Genomic DNA, 15,847 nt, shown 5'->3' with positions numbered 1-15,847 from the left:
ATCGCATCGACCATCCAAGAGGCAAGAGACCGCCGCGCGACCATAAAAATCGACCATGCAGGAGCAAGAGACCACCGCGCGACCATAAAAAAAGAGGCCATAAGGCCTCTCTTTGGTCTGTCGATGAACAGCTATCGATCAAGCACGACCGGCGCGCTTGCGATCCATCTCGGTCAGCAGTTTCTTGCGGATACGAATGGCCTTCGGAGTGATCTCGACCAGCTCATCGTTGTCGATGAACTCGAGAGCCTGCTCCAGGGTCATGCGGATCGGCGGAGTCAGCACCTGGGCTTCGTCGGTACCGGAGGCACGCATGTTGGTCAGCTGCTTGCCTTTCAGGCAGTTGACGGTCAGGTCGTTGGAACGGGAGTGGATCCCGATCACCTGGCCTTCGTACACTTCGGTCGCGTGACCGATGAACAGACGACCACGGTCTTGCAGACCGAACAGGGCGAAGGTCAGTGCCTTGCCGGTAGCGTTGGAGATCAGCACGCCGTTCTGACGCTCACCGATGCTGCCACCCTTGTGCGGACCGTAGTGGTCGAAGGTGTGGTACAGCAGGCCGGTACCTGAAGTCATGGTCAGGAACTCGGTCTGGAAGCCGATCAGGCCACGGCTCGGGATCATGAAGTCCAGACGGACACGGCCCTTGCCATCCGGGGTCATGTTGGTCATCTCGCCCTTACGCAGGCCGAGTTGCTCCATCACTGAACCCTGGTGGATCTCTTCCACGTCGACGGTAACGGTTTCGAACGGTTCTTGCAGAACGCCGTCAACGGTACGCAGGATAACTTCCGGACGGGATACCGCCAGCTCGTAGCCTTCGCGACGCATGTTTTCGATCAGAATGGAGAGGTGCAGTTCACCACGGCCGGAGACGCGGAACTTGTCCGGATCTTCGGTCTCTTCCACGCGCAGGGCCACGTTGTGGACCAGCTCCTGGTTCAGACGCTCCAGGATGTTGCGGGAGGTGACGAACTTGCCTTCTTTACCGGCGAACGGCGAGGTGTTGACCTGGAAGGTCATGTTCACGGTGGGCTCGTCAACGGAGAGCGGCGGCAGGGCTTCGACGGCATTGTTGTCACAGATGGTGTCGGAGATCTTCAGCTCGCCCAGACCGGTGATGGCGATGATGTCGCCCGCTTGCGCGTCGGCCACTTCGGTACGGGACAGACCCAGGTAACCCAGCACCTGACCGACCTTGCCGGTACGGTTCTTGCCGTTGGCACCAACGATGGTGACCTGCTGGTTGGTCTTGACGCGACCACGGGTGATACGGCCGATGCCGATGACGCCCACGTAGGAGTTGTAGTCCAGCTGGGAGATCTGCATCTGGAAACCGCCTTCGGTATCCGCAGCAGGGGCTTCGACGTTGTCGACGATGGCCTGGAACAGGGGTTCCATGTTGTCGGACGGTACGTCTTGGTCCAGGGTGGCCCAACCGTTCAGTGCAGAGGCGTAAACAACCTTGAAGTCCAGCTGCTCATCGGTGGCACCCAGGTTGTCGAACAGATCGAAAACCTGATCCATTACCCAGTCAGGACGAGCACCCGGACGGTCGATCTTGTTGATGACCACGATGGGCTTCAGACCCTGGGCGAATGCCTTCTGGGTCACGAAACGGGTTTGCGGCATCGGGCCGTCAACGGCGTCAACCAGCAGCAGCACGGAGTCAACCATGGAGAGCACGCGCTCAACTTCACCACCGAAGTCGGCGTGACCCGGGGTATCCACGATGTTGATACGGTAGTCGTTCCAGCGGATCGCAGTGTTCTTGGCGAGAATGGTGATGCCACGTTCCCGTTCCAGATCATTGGAGTCCATGATCCGTTCCTGACCTTCGCTGGTGCGATCCAGAGTGCCGGATTGCTGCAGCAGCTTATCAACCAGAGTCGTTTTGCCGTGGTCAACGTGCGCAATAATCGCAATATTGCGTAAATTCTCTAACATTCTCGCCTCAAATCACCGGGTAAAATTGGGCGCTAATTGTACTCTCGCCTTTGTGATCTGCCTAGCAGAATTGCAGACCATTCGCGTACAACAGGGGATCTGGATCATGGACCCCGCGCCAAAAGCCTGCTTAGATGGCCTTGGCACGTAGGCGCACCACGATGGTGCACCAAAACGATCCAAGGTTGCACCACTTTGAGGCGCAGCCAAGCATGAAAGCGGGTGTCCCGACAGCCTGAAAGGGTGCAAATGCCCTGAAATCAAGCTGTCACAAACTTGGCACGATACTGGCTTATGTGAATGTGATGACGCATTCACCCAAAGAGTTTTAACACCGGAGGTTACTTAGCATGTCAGCCCAGAACGTTTTGGCCCTGATCCAGGAACACGAAGTCAAGTTTGTTGATCTGCGTTTTACCGACACCAAGGGTAAAGAGCAGCACGTATCCATTCCTTCCCACCAGGTCGACGAAGACTTCTTCGAAGACGGCAAGATGTTCGATGGCTCCTCCATCGGCGGCTGGAAGGGCATCAACGAGTCTGACATGGTGCTGATGCCGGATCCGGCCTCCGCCAAACTGGACCCGTTCACCGAAGAGACCACGCTGAACATCGTCTGTGACGTGCTTGAACCTGCCACCATGCAAGGCTATGACCGCGATCCGCGCTCCATCGCCAAGCGTGCCGAAGATTTCCTGAAAGCCAGCGGCATCGCTGACACCGTGCTGTTCGGGCCGGAGCCGGAATTCTTCATGTTCGACAACATCACCTTCTCCAACACCATGGGCCACAGCTTCGTGAAGATCGAATCCGAAGAAGCTGCCTGGAACTCGGGTACCGAGTACGAGCACGGCAACAAGGGTCACCGTCCCTTCGTCAAGGGTGGTTACTTCCCGGTTGCGCCAGTTGACTCCTCCCAGGACATCCGTGCCGCCATGTGTCTGGTGCTGGAAGAGATGGGCCAGGTCGTTGAAGCTCACCACCACGAAGTGGCCACTGCCGGTCAGAACGAGATCGCAACCCGCTTCAACACTCTCACCCTGAAAGCTGACGAAGTGCAGGTGCTGAAGTACGTGATCCACAACGTGGCCCACGCCTACAACAAGACTGTCACCTTCATGCCGAAACCCATGTTCGGTGACAACGGCTCCGGCATGCACTGCCACCAGTCCCTGGCCAAGAACGGTGTCAACCTGTTCGCCGGCGACCTGTACGGTGGTCTGTCCGAGATGGCGCTGCACTACATCGGCGGCATCATCAAGCACGCCAAGGCCATCAACGCCTTCGCCAACCCGACCACCAACTCCTACAAGCGTCTGGTGCCGGGCTATGAAGCCCCTGTCATGCTGGCCTACTCCGCCCGCAACCGCTCTGCCTCCATCCGTATCCCGGTTGTGCCGAGCCCGAAAGCCCGCCGCATCGAAGTGCGCTTCCCGGATCCGGCTGCCAACCCCTACCTGGCCTTCGCTGCCCAGCTGATGGCCGGTCTGGACGGCATCATCAACAAGATCCATCCGGGCGATGCCATGGACAAGAACTTGTATGACCTGCCGCCGGAAGAAGCCGCAGAAGTGCCGACCGTTGCCGGCTCCCTGGACGAGGCCCTGTCCGCACTGGATGCTGATCGCGAGTTCCTGACCCGTGGCGGCGTCTTCAGCGACGACTTCATCAACTCCTACCTGGAGCTGAAGCAGCATGACGTGGATCGTGTCCGCATGACCCCGCACCCGCTGGAGTTCGAGCTGTACTACTCCGTCTAATCCGGTGTCCTTGCTTCATCATGACAAACCCGCCATCTGGCGGGTTTTTTATCTAAGGGGCTGAAATACCATGATTCATGGCCTCACACCGCATGGGGCATACGGCTTGTCGAGCCCATTCTGCACCGCGGATCCGACAATAGGCCCGACATTTTTTTCTCTGATAGGATTAAGGTGAACCCCGTCAAGGAGAGATGGATGAAAACAGTACACCCGACATGGACGCTGGGCCTCTTGCTGATGATCTCCTGCACCGCCCAGGCGGCCAGAGTCTATTCCTGGATAGATCCCCAAGGGGTGACCCATTACACAGACGCCCCTCCCCCCGGCAAGAACGCCAGGGAAATCGACTTGCGGGTCTCCCCCCTCATCGGCACCTCGCCCCACTCGGTCCAGGTCGACGACTTCAACAGCCTGACCGGCGTCGATGCCAGGAAGGCCCTGGAGGCCGCCCCCCTGGAGATAGAACTGCTCTCCCCCGAGCCGGGCAGCACACTGCGCGACAACACGGGCAACATCGTCTTCCAGGCCCAGGTCCATCCCCAGGCGCCGGTGCAATATGACGTACGCCTGCTGCTGAACGACCAGGCCATTCCCCTCGTTCACAACAGCCTGGCCATCCGGGTGGAGAACCTCCCTCGCGGCGCCTACGAGGCGCGGCTCGAGCTGCTCGCCAAAGACGGTACGATCCTTGCTAAATCCAAAGCAGCCACCTTTTACCTGCATAGAACGACTGTGAATCAGGCTCCCAAAGCCACCCCCAAGGCCAATTAGGGGTGATGTGACGCACCGATGCGGGTAAACTCAATGCACCATATCGGTGCATAACAGGTGTAAAGCACCGTTTTAGGGAGAAACCTGTGCCAACCCGCTTGGATCACGCCAAGACACTCTTGGACAACCTGCTGACCGCCGTCATCCTGATGGATGAGCGGCTCTGCATTCAATTCGTCAACCCGGCGGCCGAACAGCTGCTTTCCCTCAGCGAACGGCGACTGATCGGGATCGAACTGCCCCATCTGCTGGAGCACATTTCCCTCGACCTGCAACGATTCAAGCAGTGCCTCATTTCAGGGCAGGGCTTCACCGACAGCGAAGTCACCCTGGTGGTGGAGGGAGAGCCCAGGCTGGTGGAGATCAGCGTGAGCCCCATGGCCGACCATGAGCAGCGGCTGATGGTGGTGGAGCTGCGCAAGATCGATCAGCAGAAGAAGATCAGCCAGGAGCTGCAGCAACATGCCCAGCAGCAGGCCGCCAAGGAGCTGGTGCGCGGGCTGGCCCACGAGATAAAGAACCCCCTCGGGGGATTGCGCGGCGCGGCCCAGCTGCTGCAAAAGGAGCTGCCGGACCCGGCCCTGCGTGAATATACCGGCATCATCATAGAGCAGGCCGACCGCCTGCGGGTGCTGGTCGATCGTCTGCTCGGCCCCCAACGACCGGGACGCCATCAGATGCACAATGTGCATTCGGTGCTGGAGCAGGTGCGCCGTCTGGTGGATCTGGAGCTGCCGCCCCAGATCCGCATCGAGCGGGATTACGACCCCAGCATTCCCGAGTTCGAGATGGAGCCGGACCAGCTGCAGCAGGCGTTTCTCAACATAGTCCGCAATGCCGCCGAGGCCCTCGGCGATCAGACCGGGCTCATCCGCATCAAGACCCGCACCGCCTTCCAGATCACCATCCACGGTCAGCGCTACCGCCTGGCCGCCGAGATCAAGATCGTCGACAACGGTCCCGGCATTCCCGATGCCATTCGCGACACCCTCTTCTACCCCATGATCACCGGCAAGGAGGGGGGCACAGGCCTCGGCCTCTCCATCGCCCAGAACCTGATCGATCAGCACAAGGGACGCATAGATTGCATCAGCTGGCCCGGCCACACCGAATTCACCATCTACCTACCACTTCGCAAGTAAGGGAACCTCATGACAGCAAAAGTGTGGATCGTCGATGACGACAGCTCCATCCGGTGGGTCCTGGAGCGCACCCTTGGCAGCGAAGGCTTCGAATGCGAGAGCTTTGCCGATGGCGAAGCCCTGCTGAGCTCGCTGGAGATACGCTCACCGGACGTGATCCTCTCCGACATCCGCATGCCTGGCATAGACGGCCTCAGCCTGCTGGAGCAGATCCACCGCCGCCAGGCCGATCTGCCCATCATCATCATGACGGCGCACTCGGATCTCGACAGCGCGGTCAACGCCTACCAGCGCGGCGCCTTCGAATACCTGCCCAAGCCGTTCGACATCGACGAGGCGGTCACCCTGGTGCGCCGCGCCGAGAATCATCTGAAAGAGCAGCGCACCAAGCGCAAGGCACGCCAGCAGGAGGCCACCACCACCCCGGAGATCATCGGTGAGGCTCCCGCCATGCAGGAGGTGTTTCGCGCCATAGGCCGGCTGTCGCGCTCCAGCATCTCGGTGCTCATCAACGGCCAGAGCGGCACCGGCAAGGAGCTGGTCGCCCATGCCCTGCACAAGCACAGCCCGCGCGCCCACAAGAATTTCATCGCCCTCAACATGGCGGCCATCCCCAAGGATCTCATCGAATCCGAACTGTTCGGCCATGAGAAGGGGGCCTTCACCGGCGCCAACAACATACGTCACGGCCGCTTCGAACAGGCCGACGGCGGCACCCTGTTTCTCGACGAAATAGGCGACATGCCCCTGGACGTCCAGACCCGGCTGCTGCGGGTGCTGGCGGACGGCCAGTTCTACCGGGTCGGCGGCCATCAACCGGTGCAGGTGGATGTGCGGATCATCGCTGCCACCCACCAGAATCTGGAGAAACGGGTTGCCGACGGCGAATTTCGGGAGGATCTGTTCCACCGCCTCAACGTCATCCGCATCCATATCCCCGCCCTCAAGGAGCGCCGGGAGGACATACCCCAGCTGGCCCAGCACTTCCTGCTCAGAGCCGCCAAGGAGCTGAACGTGGAGGCCAAGAGCCTGCACCCGGATACCCAGACCTACATCAGCCGCCTGCCCTGGCCCGGCAACGTGCGCCAGCTGGAGAACGTCTGCCGCTGGCTGACCGTGATGGCCTCCGGTCAGGAGGTACTGGTCGGCGATCTGCCCACCGAGCTGCTGACCCCCATCACCAGCACGGCGGAGCCGGGCCAGCCCGCCCTGACCGGTGGCTGGCAGCAACAACTGCAGGACTGGGTAGCCGCCAAGCTGGCGCTGGGGGAGACCGACATCCTGGCGGATGCCATGCCCCAGTTCGAGCGGATCATGCTGGAGACGGCGCTGGAGCACACCCATGGCCACAAGCAGGAGGCCGCCCGCCTGCTTGGCTGGGGTCGCAATACCCTGACCCGCAAGCTCAAGGAACTCGACATTCCCTGAGTCCTCGGGAAAAACGATTCCCATCACGCCTTGAGGGAAAGCCTGACCAATCAGACCCCGTTTGCCTGCAAACGGGGTATCTTTTTCAAGATCCCCGCCTAGAATGACAGGCTTTCCAACCCGACTCGCAGAAGGCGCCACCATGATTGACAGATCCCTCCCCCTGACCGACCTGCACCGCCATCTGGATGGCAACATCCGTCCGCAGACCATTCTCGAGCTGGGTCGCCTGCACAACATCCAGCTGCCGGCCGATGAGCTGGAAGCCCTGCGCCCTCACGTGCAGATCGTCGAGAACGAGCCGAGTCTGGTGGCCTTCCTGAAGAAGCTGGATTGGGGCGTGTCCGTGCTGGCCGATTACGATGCATGCCGCCGGGTCGCCTACGAGAACGTGGAAGATCTGCTGCGTGCCGGCATCGATTATGCCGAGCTGCGCTTCAGCCCCGCCTACATGGCGATGGCCCACAAGCTGCACCCGCAGGGCGTGGTGGAAGCCATCATAGACGGCGTGGCCGCCGGCAGCCGCGACTTCGGCATCAAGACCAACCTCATCGGCATCATGAGCCGCACCTTCGGCACCGAACAGTGCAGTCAGGAGCTGGCCGCCTGTCTGGCCCATCGCGACAAGCTGATCGCCATCGATCTGGCCGGTGACGAGCTGGGCTTCCCGGGCACACTCTTCACCGAACATTTTCGCAAGGTGCGGGATGCGGGCATGCGGGTGACAGTGCACGCCGGTGAAGCGGCGGGCCCCGAAAGCATGTGGCAGGCCATTCGTGATCTCGGCGCCGAGCGTATCGGCCACGGCGTCAAGGCCATTCAGGATCCGGTCCTGATGGCCTACCTGGCGGAGCACCGCATCGGCATCGAGTCCTGCCTCACCTCCAACATCCAGACCACCACGGTCGCCAGCCTGACCGAGCACCCGATCCGCCAGTTCCTGGCCGCTGGCGTGCTGGCCTGCCTCAACACCGACGATCCCGCAGTGGAAGGCATCGACCTGCCCCACGAATACGAGGTGGCCGCCCCCGCCGCCGGCATGACGATGAGCGAGATCCGCACCGCCCAGCAGAACGGCCTGACCCTGGCCTTCCTGAGCGATGGCGAAAAGGCCGAACTGAGTGCCCGCGCGGCTCAACGCTGAGCAGGGGCAGGCCCAATAAAAAAAACCGCCGAAAGGCGGTTTTTTTTATGTAGAGAACCTGGTCGAGGGCTCAGATCACCCGGGAGAACTGCTGCTGGCGCGCCTTGCTGCGCAGGTAGACGTCGAAGCACATGCAGATGTTGCGAATGAGCAGCTGACCGGTGGAGACCACCTCAAGGCCGTCGTCTGTCAGGCGCACCAGACCATCGTCGATGAAGGTCTGCAGCAGCTTGAGATCCTCGGCGAAGTACTCCCGGAAGACCAGGCCATGGGCCTGCTCGACGGCGGCGAAGTTCAGGGAGAAGTCGCAGATGAGGCGCTTGATCACCTCGCGGCGGATCAGGTCGTCCCGATTGAGGGAACACCCCTTCCACTGGGCGTGGCCGAGCGTCTCCACCTGGGCGTAATAGGTTTTGAGATCCTTCTGATTCTGGGAATAGGCATCCCCCATCATGCTGATGGAAGAGACCCCCAGCCCCAGCAGATCGCAATCCCCCTGGGTGGTGTAGCCCTGGAAGTTGCGGTGCAGCTTGCCCTCGCGCTGGGCCACCGCCAGCTCGTCATCTGGCTTGGCGAAGTGATCCATGCCGATGAACTGATAACCCTGACCGGTGAGGAAGGCGATGGTGTCCTGCAGCATGGCCAGCTTCTCCCGGGGGGCCGGCATGTCCTCCTCCTTCAGCTTGTGCTGGGCGGCGAAGCGGCTCGGCAGATGGGCATAGTTGAAGATGGAGAGGCGGGCCGGATCCGTTTTGAGCACTTCCTCCAGGGTGTGGTGGAAGCTCTCCCGGTTCTGGTGCGGCAGGCCGTAGATGAGATCCAGGTTGGTGGAGCGGAATCCCAATGCCCGGGCGCGCTCCAGCATGGCGCGGATGAAGTCGTTGTCCTGCTCCCGGTTGACCGCGACCTGCACCGCCTTGTTGAAATCCTGCACGCCGAGGCTGATGCGGTTGAAGCCCAGCTCCCGCAGCACGTCCAGCATGGAAAGCTCGATCTCGCGCGGGTCCACCTCTATGCTGATCTCCCCCTCCTCGGCGAAGTGGAAGTGCTCCCGCAAGATGGCCATCAGGCGACGGGTCTGCCCCTCGCTCAGATAGGTGGGGGTGCCGCCACCCCAGTGCAGCTGGGTCACCAGCCGGTTCTTGAACAGGGGGGCTTGCGCCTTGATCTCCTGCTCGAGGTAATCGAGATATTGATCGGCCTTGTGCTGGTGACGGGTGATCACCTTGTTGCAGCCGCAGTAGTAGCAGAGCTTGTGGCAGAAGGGGATATGCACGTAGAGCGACAGATTGCGCGCCGGATACTGGCCCGCGGCCTGGACGAAGTCCGGATAACCGAAGCCCTCGTTGAACTCCAGCGCGGTGGGATAGGAGGTGTAACGCGGGCCGCTGTAGTTATATTTCTCGATCAGGGCCTGATCCCACACAATCTGTTCTGCTTGCACGCTTGCTTCCTCTTTCTTTGTTATCCAGGGCTCACCGGCTTAGCTGAAAGTCCTTCAGTCGGGCGACATCCTTGAGGATCTGCGCCTCCAGCTCGGCCTCGTAGCCGCTGCGCTCGAGATCCATCTTCATCACTTCGTTGCGCTTAAGGGCTCGCCTCGCCTCGTGAGTCGGCATCTCCTTCACCTTCTCGTAGAGGCCATAGAGACCGGGGAATTCACTGGCGAAGGCCCGTCCACCCTTGATCTGCAAGGCGTCCAGCAGGTTGGTCAGCCGGATGGCCCCCTCCGAGTAGTCGCACTGACCATCCCGTACCGCATGGGCGATCACCCTGACGCTGTCGAGGATGCGCTCGTTGCGGGCCGCGATGGCCTGCCGCTGCATGTCGTGCTGACGCTTGAGACGCGCCAGCAGGGTGCCGGCATAGACAGCCAGCCCCAGCAAGACAAGGCCCCCCAACAGGGCGGCCAGCATCCATCCACTCATCACTTCTTCTTCGGCTCTGGCTTGGGCTCGGGCTGATAGTCAACCTGGCTGAAACGCTCCCACAGCTCCTCCTCGGAGGCTGGCTGTCTCGGCTCTTCATACTCGACCTCGTCAAAATCACCGTCGTCATCTTCGTCGGTGTCTATAATGCCGAGCTCGTCCATCAGCTCCTGATAGCGATCGACGCGCTGATCGACCCAGGCCTGCTCGGCCGCTTCCAGGGTTTCACCGGCATCCAGTCGATCCAGCAGATCGTTCAGGCGATCATCATTCTCGATGGAGGCCAGCTCCTGCTCGGGCGTCATCACCAACTTCTTCTCTTTTTGCGGCTTGGGCGCCACCGGCTTGCTCTGCTTCTCTTCCACGATCAGCACGACCGGCTTGCGGGAGCCGATGCGCGGATCCTTGGCCTGCTTGCCACTACCGCCCTTCTTGCCCTGCTCGACCTGCTGACGGGAGCCCGCCTTCAAGCCCTTGCGCTTGGCGGCGCGTTTGCGCTCGCGGCCTTCCAGGGCACTGGCATCTGATTCTTTGCGCTTGCCGGTAGGCTTGCGGGTGGGTTGTTTGGCCGACATGAATGACTCCGACAAATAACTGGATTGAAACCCCCGGGATTGTTTCGTCCGGGGAGGATGCTGAAGCGGGGAACAGTAAATCTGGAACAAGAGTGGGATCCCGCACCAATTCGACCATATTCGGTCGCTGAACACCGCAGGATCGGCATCCTCTGGGCATGTTGCTGGTATTTTGACACAGAATGCCTTGGCGGGTTAATGACCCAGCAGAAAAAAGGCAGCCGAAGCTGCCTTGATCCTGTCATGCGAGTCCCATTCCCTGGCTGCAAATCGCCTTATCCCTGGGCGTACCTCTGCGCATCATGTCGTTAGGTCTTCCTGACCCTTGTTGCTCGATCCTGAATGTGCGTGTGCTTGTCTGACCCATGCGGACAACATCCGGTCGTCTTTCTGGGGTGGTTGCCTCCCGCAGCCCCGCTCATCCCTGGCGGTCACCATCCTGGTCTCTGACTCTCCTGCTCATCACTTGCCTGCTGAGCCGACTCCCTGTCCAACCCGGACGCCAACAGCTCGCCCGGTCATTCCATGGGCTCACTGTAACAATTTCGCTGCGGGGCTCAATCCACCCGGCATGCTTTCAAACGAAGATAAGTGGCTATCTCATTTTTAACATATTGAAAGTTATAGCTTCTGCGTCGAAGGCCGAACACTGTTTCAGCCCCGACCGGACTCGGAAATGGGGGATCTCTTACAACAATGCAGGGCATTTGCAGACATGGCACCGGAAGCCCCAAAAGAGAACAGGGAACCTTGATAGTTCCCTGTTATTTTCAACAAGCTAGATTCAGGACCTTATCAGTGCAGACCCGCCACGTATTTGGAGAGCGCCTCAATGTCCTGATCCGTCAGCTTCTTGGCCACATCCCGCATCATGCCATTGGGGTCATTGTCACGGGCTGCCGCACGGAAGGCGGTGAGCTGCGCCTTGATATACGCAGGGTGCTGCCCCGACAAGCTGGGATACTTGGCCTGCTCGACGCCGGAACCGCGCGGACCATGGCAGGCGGTACAAGCGGCCAGACCACGTCCCATGTCGCCTCCCATATAGAGCGCCTTGCCTGCGGCAACCACGTCATCGGGCACGGCAACCGGAGTCACCTTCTGGCTGGAGAAGTAGGCGGCCAGGTCGTCCATGTCCTGATCGGACAGAGGCAACGCCATGGGTCCCATGATGGGAGCAACCCGACCAGTTTGGCCAGAAGCTGCAGCCTTCAGTTCAACTAATTGTTTTTTGATATATGATGCGTGCTGACCAGCAATCTTGGGATACATGTCGACTGGGCTGTTGCCGTCCGGTCCATGACAGGCCGCACAGACGGCAGCCTTGGTTTGTCCCGCAGCGGCATCGCCCTTGGCTTGTGCCATCCCAGTTACGCCAACCATCAGAGCAAGTGTAATGACTAGGTTCTTCATGGCGTTCCAACTTTCTCGTTATTAGGCTTCCAGATCCCATGCCGCCGAAGGCATGTTAAAATAAACGCGTTTAAGCGACGCCATTTTACACGATTTCACAAAAAAGTAACTCTATAACCCTCTATCTCTATGGGGAATTTACGTTGGATACACAAACTCTGAATTTCAATAAGGTGCATTTTGTGACCAGCGCACCCGACATCCGCCACCTGCCAAATGATGGGGGTGTCGAGATTGCGTTTGCCGGGCGTTCCAACGCCGGTAAATCATCTGCATTGAATACCTTGACCAAACACAAGAACCTGGCACGGACCAGTAAGACACCGGGTCGTACCCAGCTGATCAACCTGTTTGAACTGGAGCCGGGCAAGCGCCTGGTCGACTTGCCGGGCTACGGTTATGCGCAGGTTCCGCTGGAAATGAAACTCAAGTGGCAAAAGTCACTGGCTGAATACCTGCAGCGCCGCGAATCCTTGAAAGGTCTGGTGATCCTGATGGACATTCGCCATCCCCTCAAAGAGACCGACATGAACATGCTGGAGTGGAGCTCACACCGCGAACTGCCTGTGATGCTGCTGCTGACCAAGGCAGACAAACTGAGCCCGGGTCCCCGCAACAACCAGGTGATCAAGGTGCGCCAGGCAGTAGCCGAGCTGGGTCCGCAGATCCAGGTTGAAGCCTTCTCTTCCCTCAACAACATAGGCGTCGAGAAGCTGGCCCAGACCCTGAGCGGCTGGTATCTGTCCAATGCCGAGGCAACTCCGACCGACACAGAAGAAGACCACCAGATCGAGGAGTAAATCGCTCCTCTTCTTGCTGCAATGAGCGGAGTTGGCCCTCCGCTGATTGAAAGACTTTCAGTTTTCCCCTGCCCGGGCCAGCCCCCACTCCCCCTTCTGTTACAACCCATCTCTATTTCTTATAAGTCTTTCTAATCAGAGAGATAGAACGTTAGGCTGTTGTGAAAATTAACTTACCCCTCCTTGACACCGTTTTCATCTCTCCCGCCAGACAAGCCGGGAATAATGCCGAACATCAACGAAACTGAAAGTTTATTACAGCAAGGGGATAGAAAGGGATAAAAATGAGGCCAGTCTCGCTGTCGCGAACCGGCCCGAAGAAATGAGTTCAAAAAATTGGGAAAAAGCGAGTTCTCGAGAACAAAGACGATTGGTTTTCCTCAAGAAACATCCCTATTCTAACAAAAGATCGCCCAATTTAAAGCATTTACTCTAAATGATTCGCATAAAAAAACACCCCGACGATGACTCATCGGGGCTGCTATTCAGCCACATTCAATTACGTGAAATAAAAGGTCTGAAAGATAGAACATCTTACCTCTGTACCCTACGCTGATAACTGTACAGCAAAGCAGCAGAAAGTGAAAGTAATTTATGTAATTTAGTTTCACTTAGAATGGATGAGGTAAATTTCTATATTTTTCAAAAAGATAAAAAAATCCCCAGTATAAATACCGGGGAGTTATAAAGGTGACTAGCTAGCACTTCCTCAACTATCTAGTTAGTCAGCACCATTTCGCACAAGTTCCGCTGCTTTGAGAAAAAACTTGATAAACGCGAACAACACTAGCTTGAGCGCATCGTAACGCATTGTTATTTATCGCTTTAAATCCCATTTCAAAATAGTGGCAATTTCACTCTCCTGCTCGAGGGGAGCACTTTTCCCCGAGGATGAGAGAGGTTCTGCCCAGATACCAGAGGGTGAGGTTGCCAGAGCCCGTCTGCGGGACTGCACATTCGCGGTTGTGCCACTCCCAGCCAGTTTGATAAGCAAACCTACTTACAAGGTGCCCAGGTTGCGCTTCAGCTCTCTCAACACCTGTTTGGTGCCAGGCCGGATGCCGCGCCACACGGTAAAGGCTTCGGCAGCCTGTTCCACCAGCATGCCGAGCCCATCCATGGTCTGACGGGCACCATGCTGCTTGGCCCAGCCAATGAAGGCCGTGTCCGTCGCACCGTACATCATGTCGTAAATGGCGATATCGGCGTGGATCAGGGCAGGCGCCAGCGGCGGCAGCTCCCCTTGCAGACTGGCGGAAGTGGAATTGATGATGAGATCGAACGGCCCCGCCAACTGCTCGTAAGTCTTGGCACTGAGCGCACCCAGATCCTGAAATTCGGCAGCCAGCTGCTGCGCTTTTCCATGAGTGCGGTTGGCGATGACCAACTCGCCCGGCTTCTCCGCCAGCAGCGGCGCCAGCGCACCGCGAGCCGCCCCACCGGCCCCCAGCAACAGGATCCGGCTGCCTGCCAGCGTCACCCCATGGGACTTGAGATCGGCTACCAGCCCGGTGCCATCGGTGTTGTCCCCCAGCAGCACGCCATCATCGGTCAGCTTGATGGTATTGACCGCGCCTGCCCGCTTGGCCCTTGGACTCAGTCGATCGACCAGGGCGAATGCCTGCTCCTTGAAAGGCACTGTGACATTGCACCCCTTGCCTCCCTGGGCAAAGAAGCTGCGCAGGGTAGCGGCAAACTCATCGACGGCGGGCTCGGCCAGCCCATACACCAGCTCTTGCTGAGTCTGTCTGGCGAACAGGGTATGAATGAAGGGGGACTTGCTGTGGCGCACCGGGTGGCCAAAAACCAGATAACGATCCATCAAAGAGTTCCATCAGAGGGTGATCACCCGATTTAACGGGTTTTCTCAGTCGGGAACAAGCCGAATATCGGCCAGTAAAAAGGGGCCCGTCAAGGCCCCTCGAGTCACAGCCACTCTCGTGGCGTGAGGTAGTCGGTATAGAGCAAGGCCTCGGGGCTGCCCGCCTCCGGCTGCCAGTCATACTCCCAGCGAGCCAGGGGGGGCATCGACATCAGGATCGACTCGGTACGTCCGCCGGTCTGCAACCCGAACAGGGTGCCCCTGTCATACACCAGGTTGAACTCCACATAACGGCCTCGACGATAGAGCTGGAACGCCCGCTCCCGCTCGCCATAGGGCAGCGCCTTGCGTTGCTCGACAATAGGCAGATAGGCATCGAGATAACCCCGACCTACCGCCTGCATGAAGGCGAAGCAGTCGGCAAAGGGCCAGCGGTTCAGATCATCGAAGAAGAGGCCACCCACACCCCGGGTCTCGTTGCGATGCTTGAGGAAGAAGTAGCGATCGCACCAGGATTTGAACTCGGGGTAGATCTCATCACCAAAAGGCTGGCAGAGATCACGGGAAACCTGATGCCAGTGCTGCACATCCTCGGCAAACGGATAGAAGGGCGTCAAATCGAAACCGCCGCCAAACCACCAGATGGGCGCCTCGCCCTCTTTCTCGGCGATGAAGAAACGGACGTTGGCATGGCTGGTCGGTACATAGGGGTTGTGCGGATGGATCACCAGCGAGACCCCCATGGCCTCGAACTTGCGGCCGGCCAGTTCGGGACGGTGAGCGGTCGCCGACGCCGGCATGGCATCGCCATAGACATGGGAGAAGTTGACCCCGCCCTGCTCGATCACGGCGCCATGGCGCAGCACCCGGGTACGGCCTCCACCACCGCCTTCGCGGTGCCAGGCATCCTCCACGAAGTGTCCGGCGCCGTCAGCCTGCTCCAGTCCCCGACAGATCTCGTCCTGCAACTGCAGCAGGAAGGCCTTGACCTGGGCCACATCCGGTTTGCTCATCTTGTCTCCAGTCAGGCAGGATCTTGATCGTCCCGTCCATTTTATATTGTGGTGTCACGCCATGAGCACATCGCCCGTCATGACCGCAAATCAGGCAC

Annotated in this window: 14 protein-coding genes; 6 read left to right on the top strand and 8 right to left on the bottom strand. The window is 59.2% G+C overall.

Translation table 11 applies throughout. The features are described from left to right. Nucleotides 1–138 precede the first annotated feature (138 nt). Nucleotides 139–1,950 (bottom strand): translational GTPase TypA, encoded by a 1,812-nt coding sequence (gene typA / locus AC3WR3_RS17105; RefSeq protein WP_139437664.1) that lies wholly within the window; start codon nt 1,948–1,950, stop codon nt 139–141. Nucleotides 1,951–2,300: 350 nt separating this feature from the next. Here typA and glnA point away from each other — a divergent pair, with 350 nt between their 5' ends. The 5 genes from glnA (at nt 2,301) to add (ending at nt 8,198) form a co-directional block, all read left to right on the top strand. Continuing rightward, complete coding sequence (glnA, locus tag AC3WR3_RS17100) at nt 2,301–3,710, top strand: glutamate--ammonia ligase (RefSeq protein ID WP_025325354.1); 1,410 nt, start codon at nt 2,301–2,303, stop codon at nt 3,708–3,710. Between the two features lie 198 nt (nt 3,711–3,908). After that, entirely contained in the window at nt 3,909–4,484 is a 576-nt protein-coding gene (locus AC3WR3_RS17095; RefSeq protein WP_492292508.1) for a DUF4124 domain-containing protein, read from the top strand. A gap of 86 nt (nt 4,485–4,570) precedes the next feature. Then, nucleotides 4,571–5,626 (top strand): nitrogen regulation protein NR(II), encoded by a 1,056-nt coding sequence (glnL, locus tag AC3WR3_RS17090; protein ID WP_139437660.1) that lies wholly within the window; start codon nt 4,571–4,573, stop codon nt 5,624–5,626. 9 nt (nt 5,627–5,635) lie between these two features. Beyond that, a complete protein-coding gene (gene glnG / locus AC3WR3_RS17085; RefSeq protein WP_265435573.1) occupies nt 5,636–7,054 on the top strand; it encodes a nitrogen regulation protein NR(I) in 1,419 nt (472 codons plus the stop codon). 142 nt (nt 7,055–7,196) lie between these two features. Then, a complete protein-coding gene (add, locus tag AC3WR3_RS17080) occupies nt 7,197–8,198 on the top strand; it encodes an adenosine deaminase (protein WP_492292505.1) in 1,002 nt (333 codons plus the stop codon). Between the two features lie 70 nt (nt 8,199–8,268). Here add and hemN read toward each other — a convergent pair whose 3' ends face one another. The 4 genes from hemN to AC3WR3_RS17060 form a co-directional block, all read right to left on the bottom strand. Beyond that, nucleotides 8,269–9,642, bottom strand: coding sequence for an oxygen-independent coproporphyrinogen III oxidase (gene hemN / locus AC3WR3_RS17075; RefSeq protein ID WP_319912571.1), 1,374 nt, complete (start codon nt 9,640–9,642; stop codon nt 8,269–8,271). 31 nt (nt 9,643–9,673) lie between these two features. Beyond that, a complete protein-coding gene (locus tag AC3WR3_RS17070) occupies nt 9,674–10,114 on the bottom strand; it encodes a DUF2489 domain-containing protein (RefSeq protein ID WP_043133237.1) in 441 nt (146 codons plus the stop codon). Nucleotides 10,115–10,125: 11 nt separating this feature from the next. Then, entirely contained in the window at nt 10,126–10,701 is a 576-nt protein-coding gene (gene yihI / locus AC3WR3_RS17065) for a Der GTPase-activating protein YihI (RefSeq protein ID WP_139437654.1), read from the bottom strand. A 795-nt stretch (nt 10,702–11,496) separates the two neighbouring features. Next, nucleotides 11,497–12,114, bottom strand: a complete 618-nt coding sequence (locus tag AC3WR3_RS17060; RefSeq protein WP_139437652.1) for a c-type cytochrome — start codon at nt 12,112–12,114, stop codon at nt 11,497–11,499. Between the two features lie 143 nt (nt 12,115–12,257). Here AC3WR3_RS17060 and yihA point away from each other — a divergent pair, with 143 nt between their 5' ends. Next, nucleotides 12,258–12,914, top strand: coding sequence for a ribosome biogenesis GTP-binding protein YihA/YsxC (gene yihA, locus AC3WR3_RS17055; RefSeq protein WP_202047937.1), 657 nt, complete (start codon nt 12,258–12,260; stop codon nt 12,912–12,914). A 485-nt stretch (nt 12,915–13,399) separates the two neighbouring features. On the opposite strand, the gene spfP is transcribed toward yihA, so the two are convergent. The 3 genes from spfP to hemF form a co-directional block, all read right to left on the bottom strand. Beyond that, the gene (gene spfP, locus AC3WR3_RS17050) at nt 13,400–13,447 is read right to left on the bottom strand and encodes a small protein SpfP (protein WP_462101308.1); all 48 of its coding nucleotides are present in this window, start codon (nt 13,445–13,447) and stop codon (nt 13,400–13,402) included. 467 nt (nt 13,448–13,914) lie between these two features. Then, on the bottom strand, nt 13,915–14,736 hold the full coding sequence (gene aroE, locus AC3WR3_RS17045; protein WP_492292501.1) for a shikimate dehydrogenase: 822 nt from the start codon (nt 14,734–14,736) through the stop codon (nt 13,915–13,917). A 104-nt stretch (nt 14,737–14,840) separates the two neighbouring features. After that, nucleotides 14,841–15,749, bottom strand: a complete 909-nt coding sequence (hemF, locus tag AC3WR3_RS17040) for an oxygen-dependent coproporphyrinogen oxidase (protein WP_492292499.1) — start codon at nt 15,747–15,749, stop codon at nt 14,841–14,843. Nucleotides 15,750–15,847 lie beyond the last annotated feature (98 nt).

It is taken from the genome of Aeromonas sp. EU05-FHT14A05 (assembly GCF_058791175.1).
Note: the sequence above shows the minus strand (reverse complement) of the source record. Positions and strands in the feature narration are given on the sequence as shown.

Excerpts from the sequence above, each read along its gene's own strand:
- add (WP_492292505.1), top strand. The coding sequence starts at position 7,197 with ATGATTGACAGATCCCTCCCCCTGACCGACCTGCACCGCCATCTGGAT.
- glnA (WP_025325354.1), top strand. The coding sequence starts at position 2,301 with ATGTCAGCCCAGAACGTTTTGGCCCTGATCCAGGAACACGAAGTCAAG.
- aroE (WP_492292501.1), bottom strand. The coding sequence starts at position 14,736 with ATGGATCGTTATCTGGTTTTTGGCCACCCGGTGCGCCACAGCAAGTCC.
- AC3WR3_RS17060 (WP_139437652.1), bottom strand. The coding sequence starts at position 12,114 with ATGAAGAACCTAGTCATTACACTTGCTCTGATGGTTGGCGTAACTGGG.
- AC3WR3_RS17070 (WP_043133237.1), bottom strand. The coding sequence starts at position 10,114 with ATGCTGGCCGCCCTGTTGGGGGGCCTTGTCTTGCTGGGGCTGGCTGTC.
- hemF (WP_492292499.1), bottom strand. The coding sequence starts at position 15,749 with ATGAGCAAACCGGATGTGGCCCAGGTCAAGGCCTTCCTGCTGCAGTTG.
- AC3WR3_RS17095 (WP_492292508.1), top strand. The coding sequence starts at position 3,909 with ATGAAAACAGTACACCCGACATGGACGCTGGGCCTCTTGCTGATGATC.
- glnG (WP_265435573.1), top strand. The coding sequence starts at position 5,636 with ATGACAGCAAAAGTGTGGATCGTCGATGACGACAGCTCCATCCGGTGG.
- yihI (WP_139437654.1), bottom strand. The coding sequence starts at position 10,701 with ATGTCGGCCAAACAACCCACCCGCAAGCCTACCGGCAAGCGCAAAGAA.
- typA (WP_139437664.1), bottom strand. The coding sequence starts at position 1,950 with ATGTTAGAGAATTTACGCAATATTGCGATTATTGCGCACGTTGACCAC.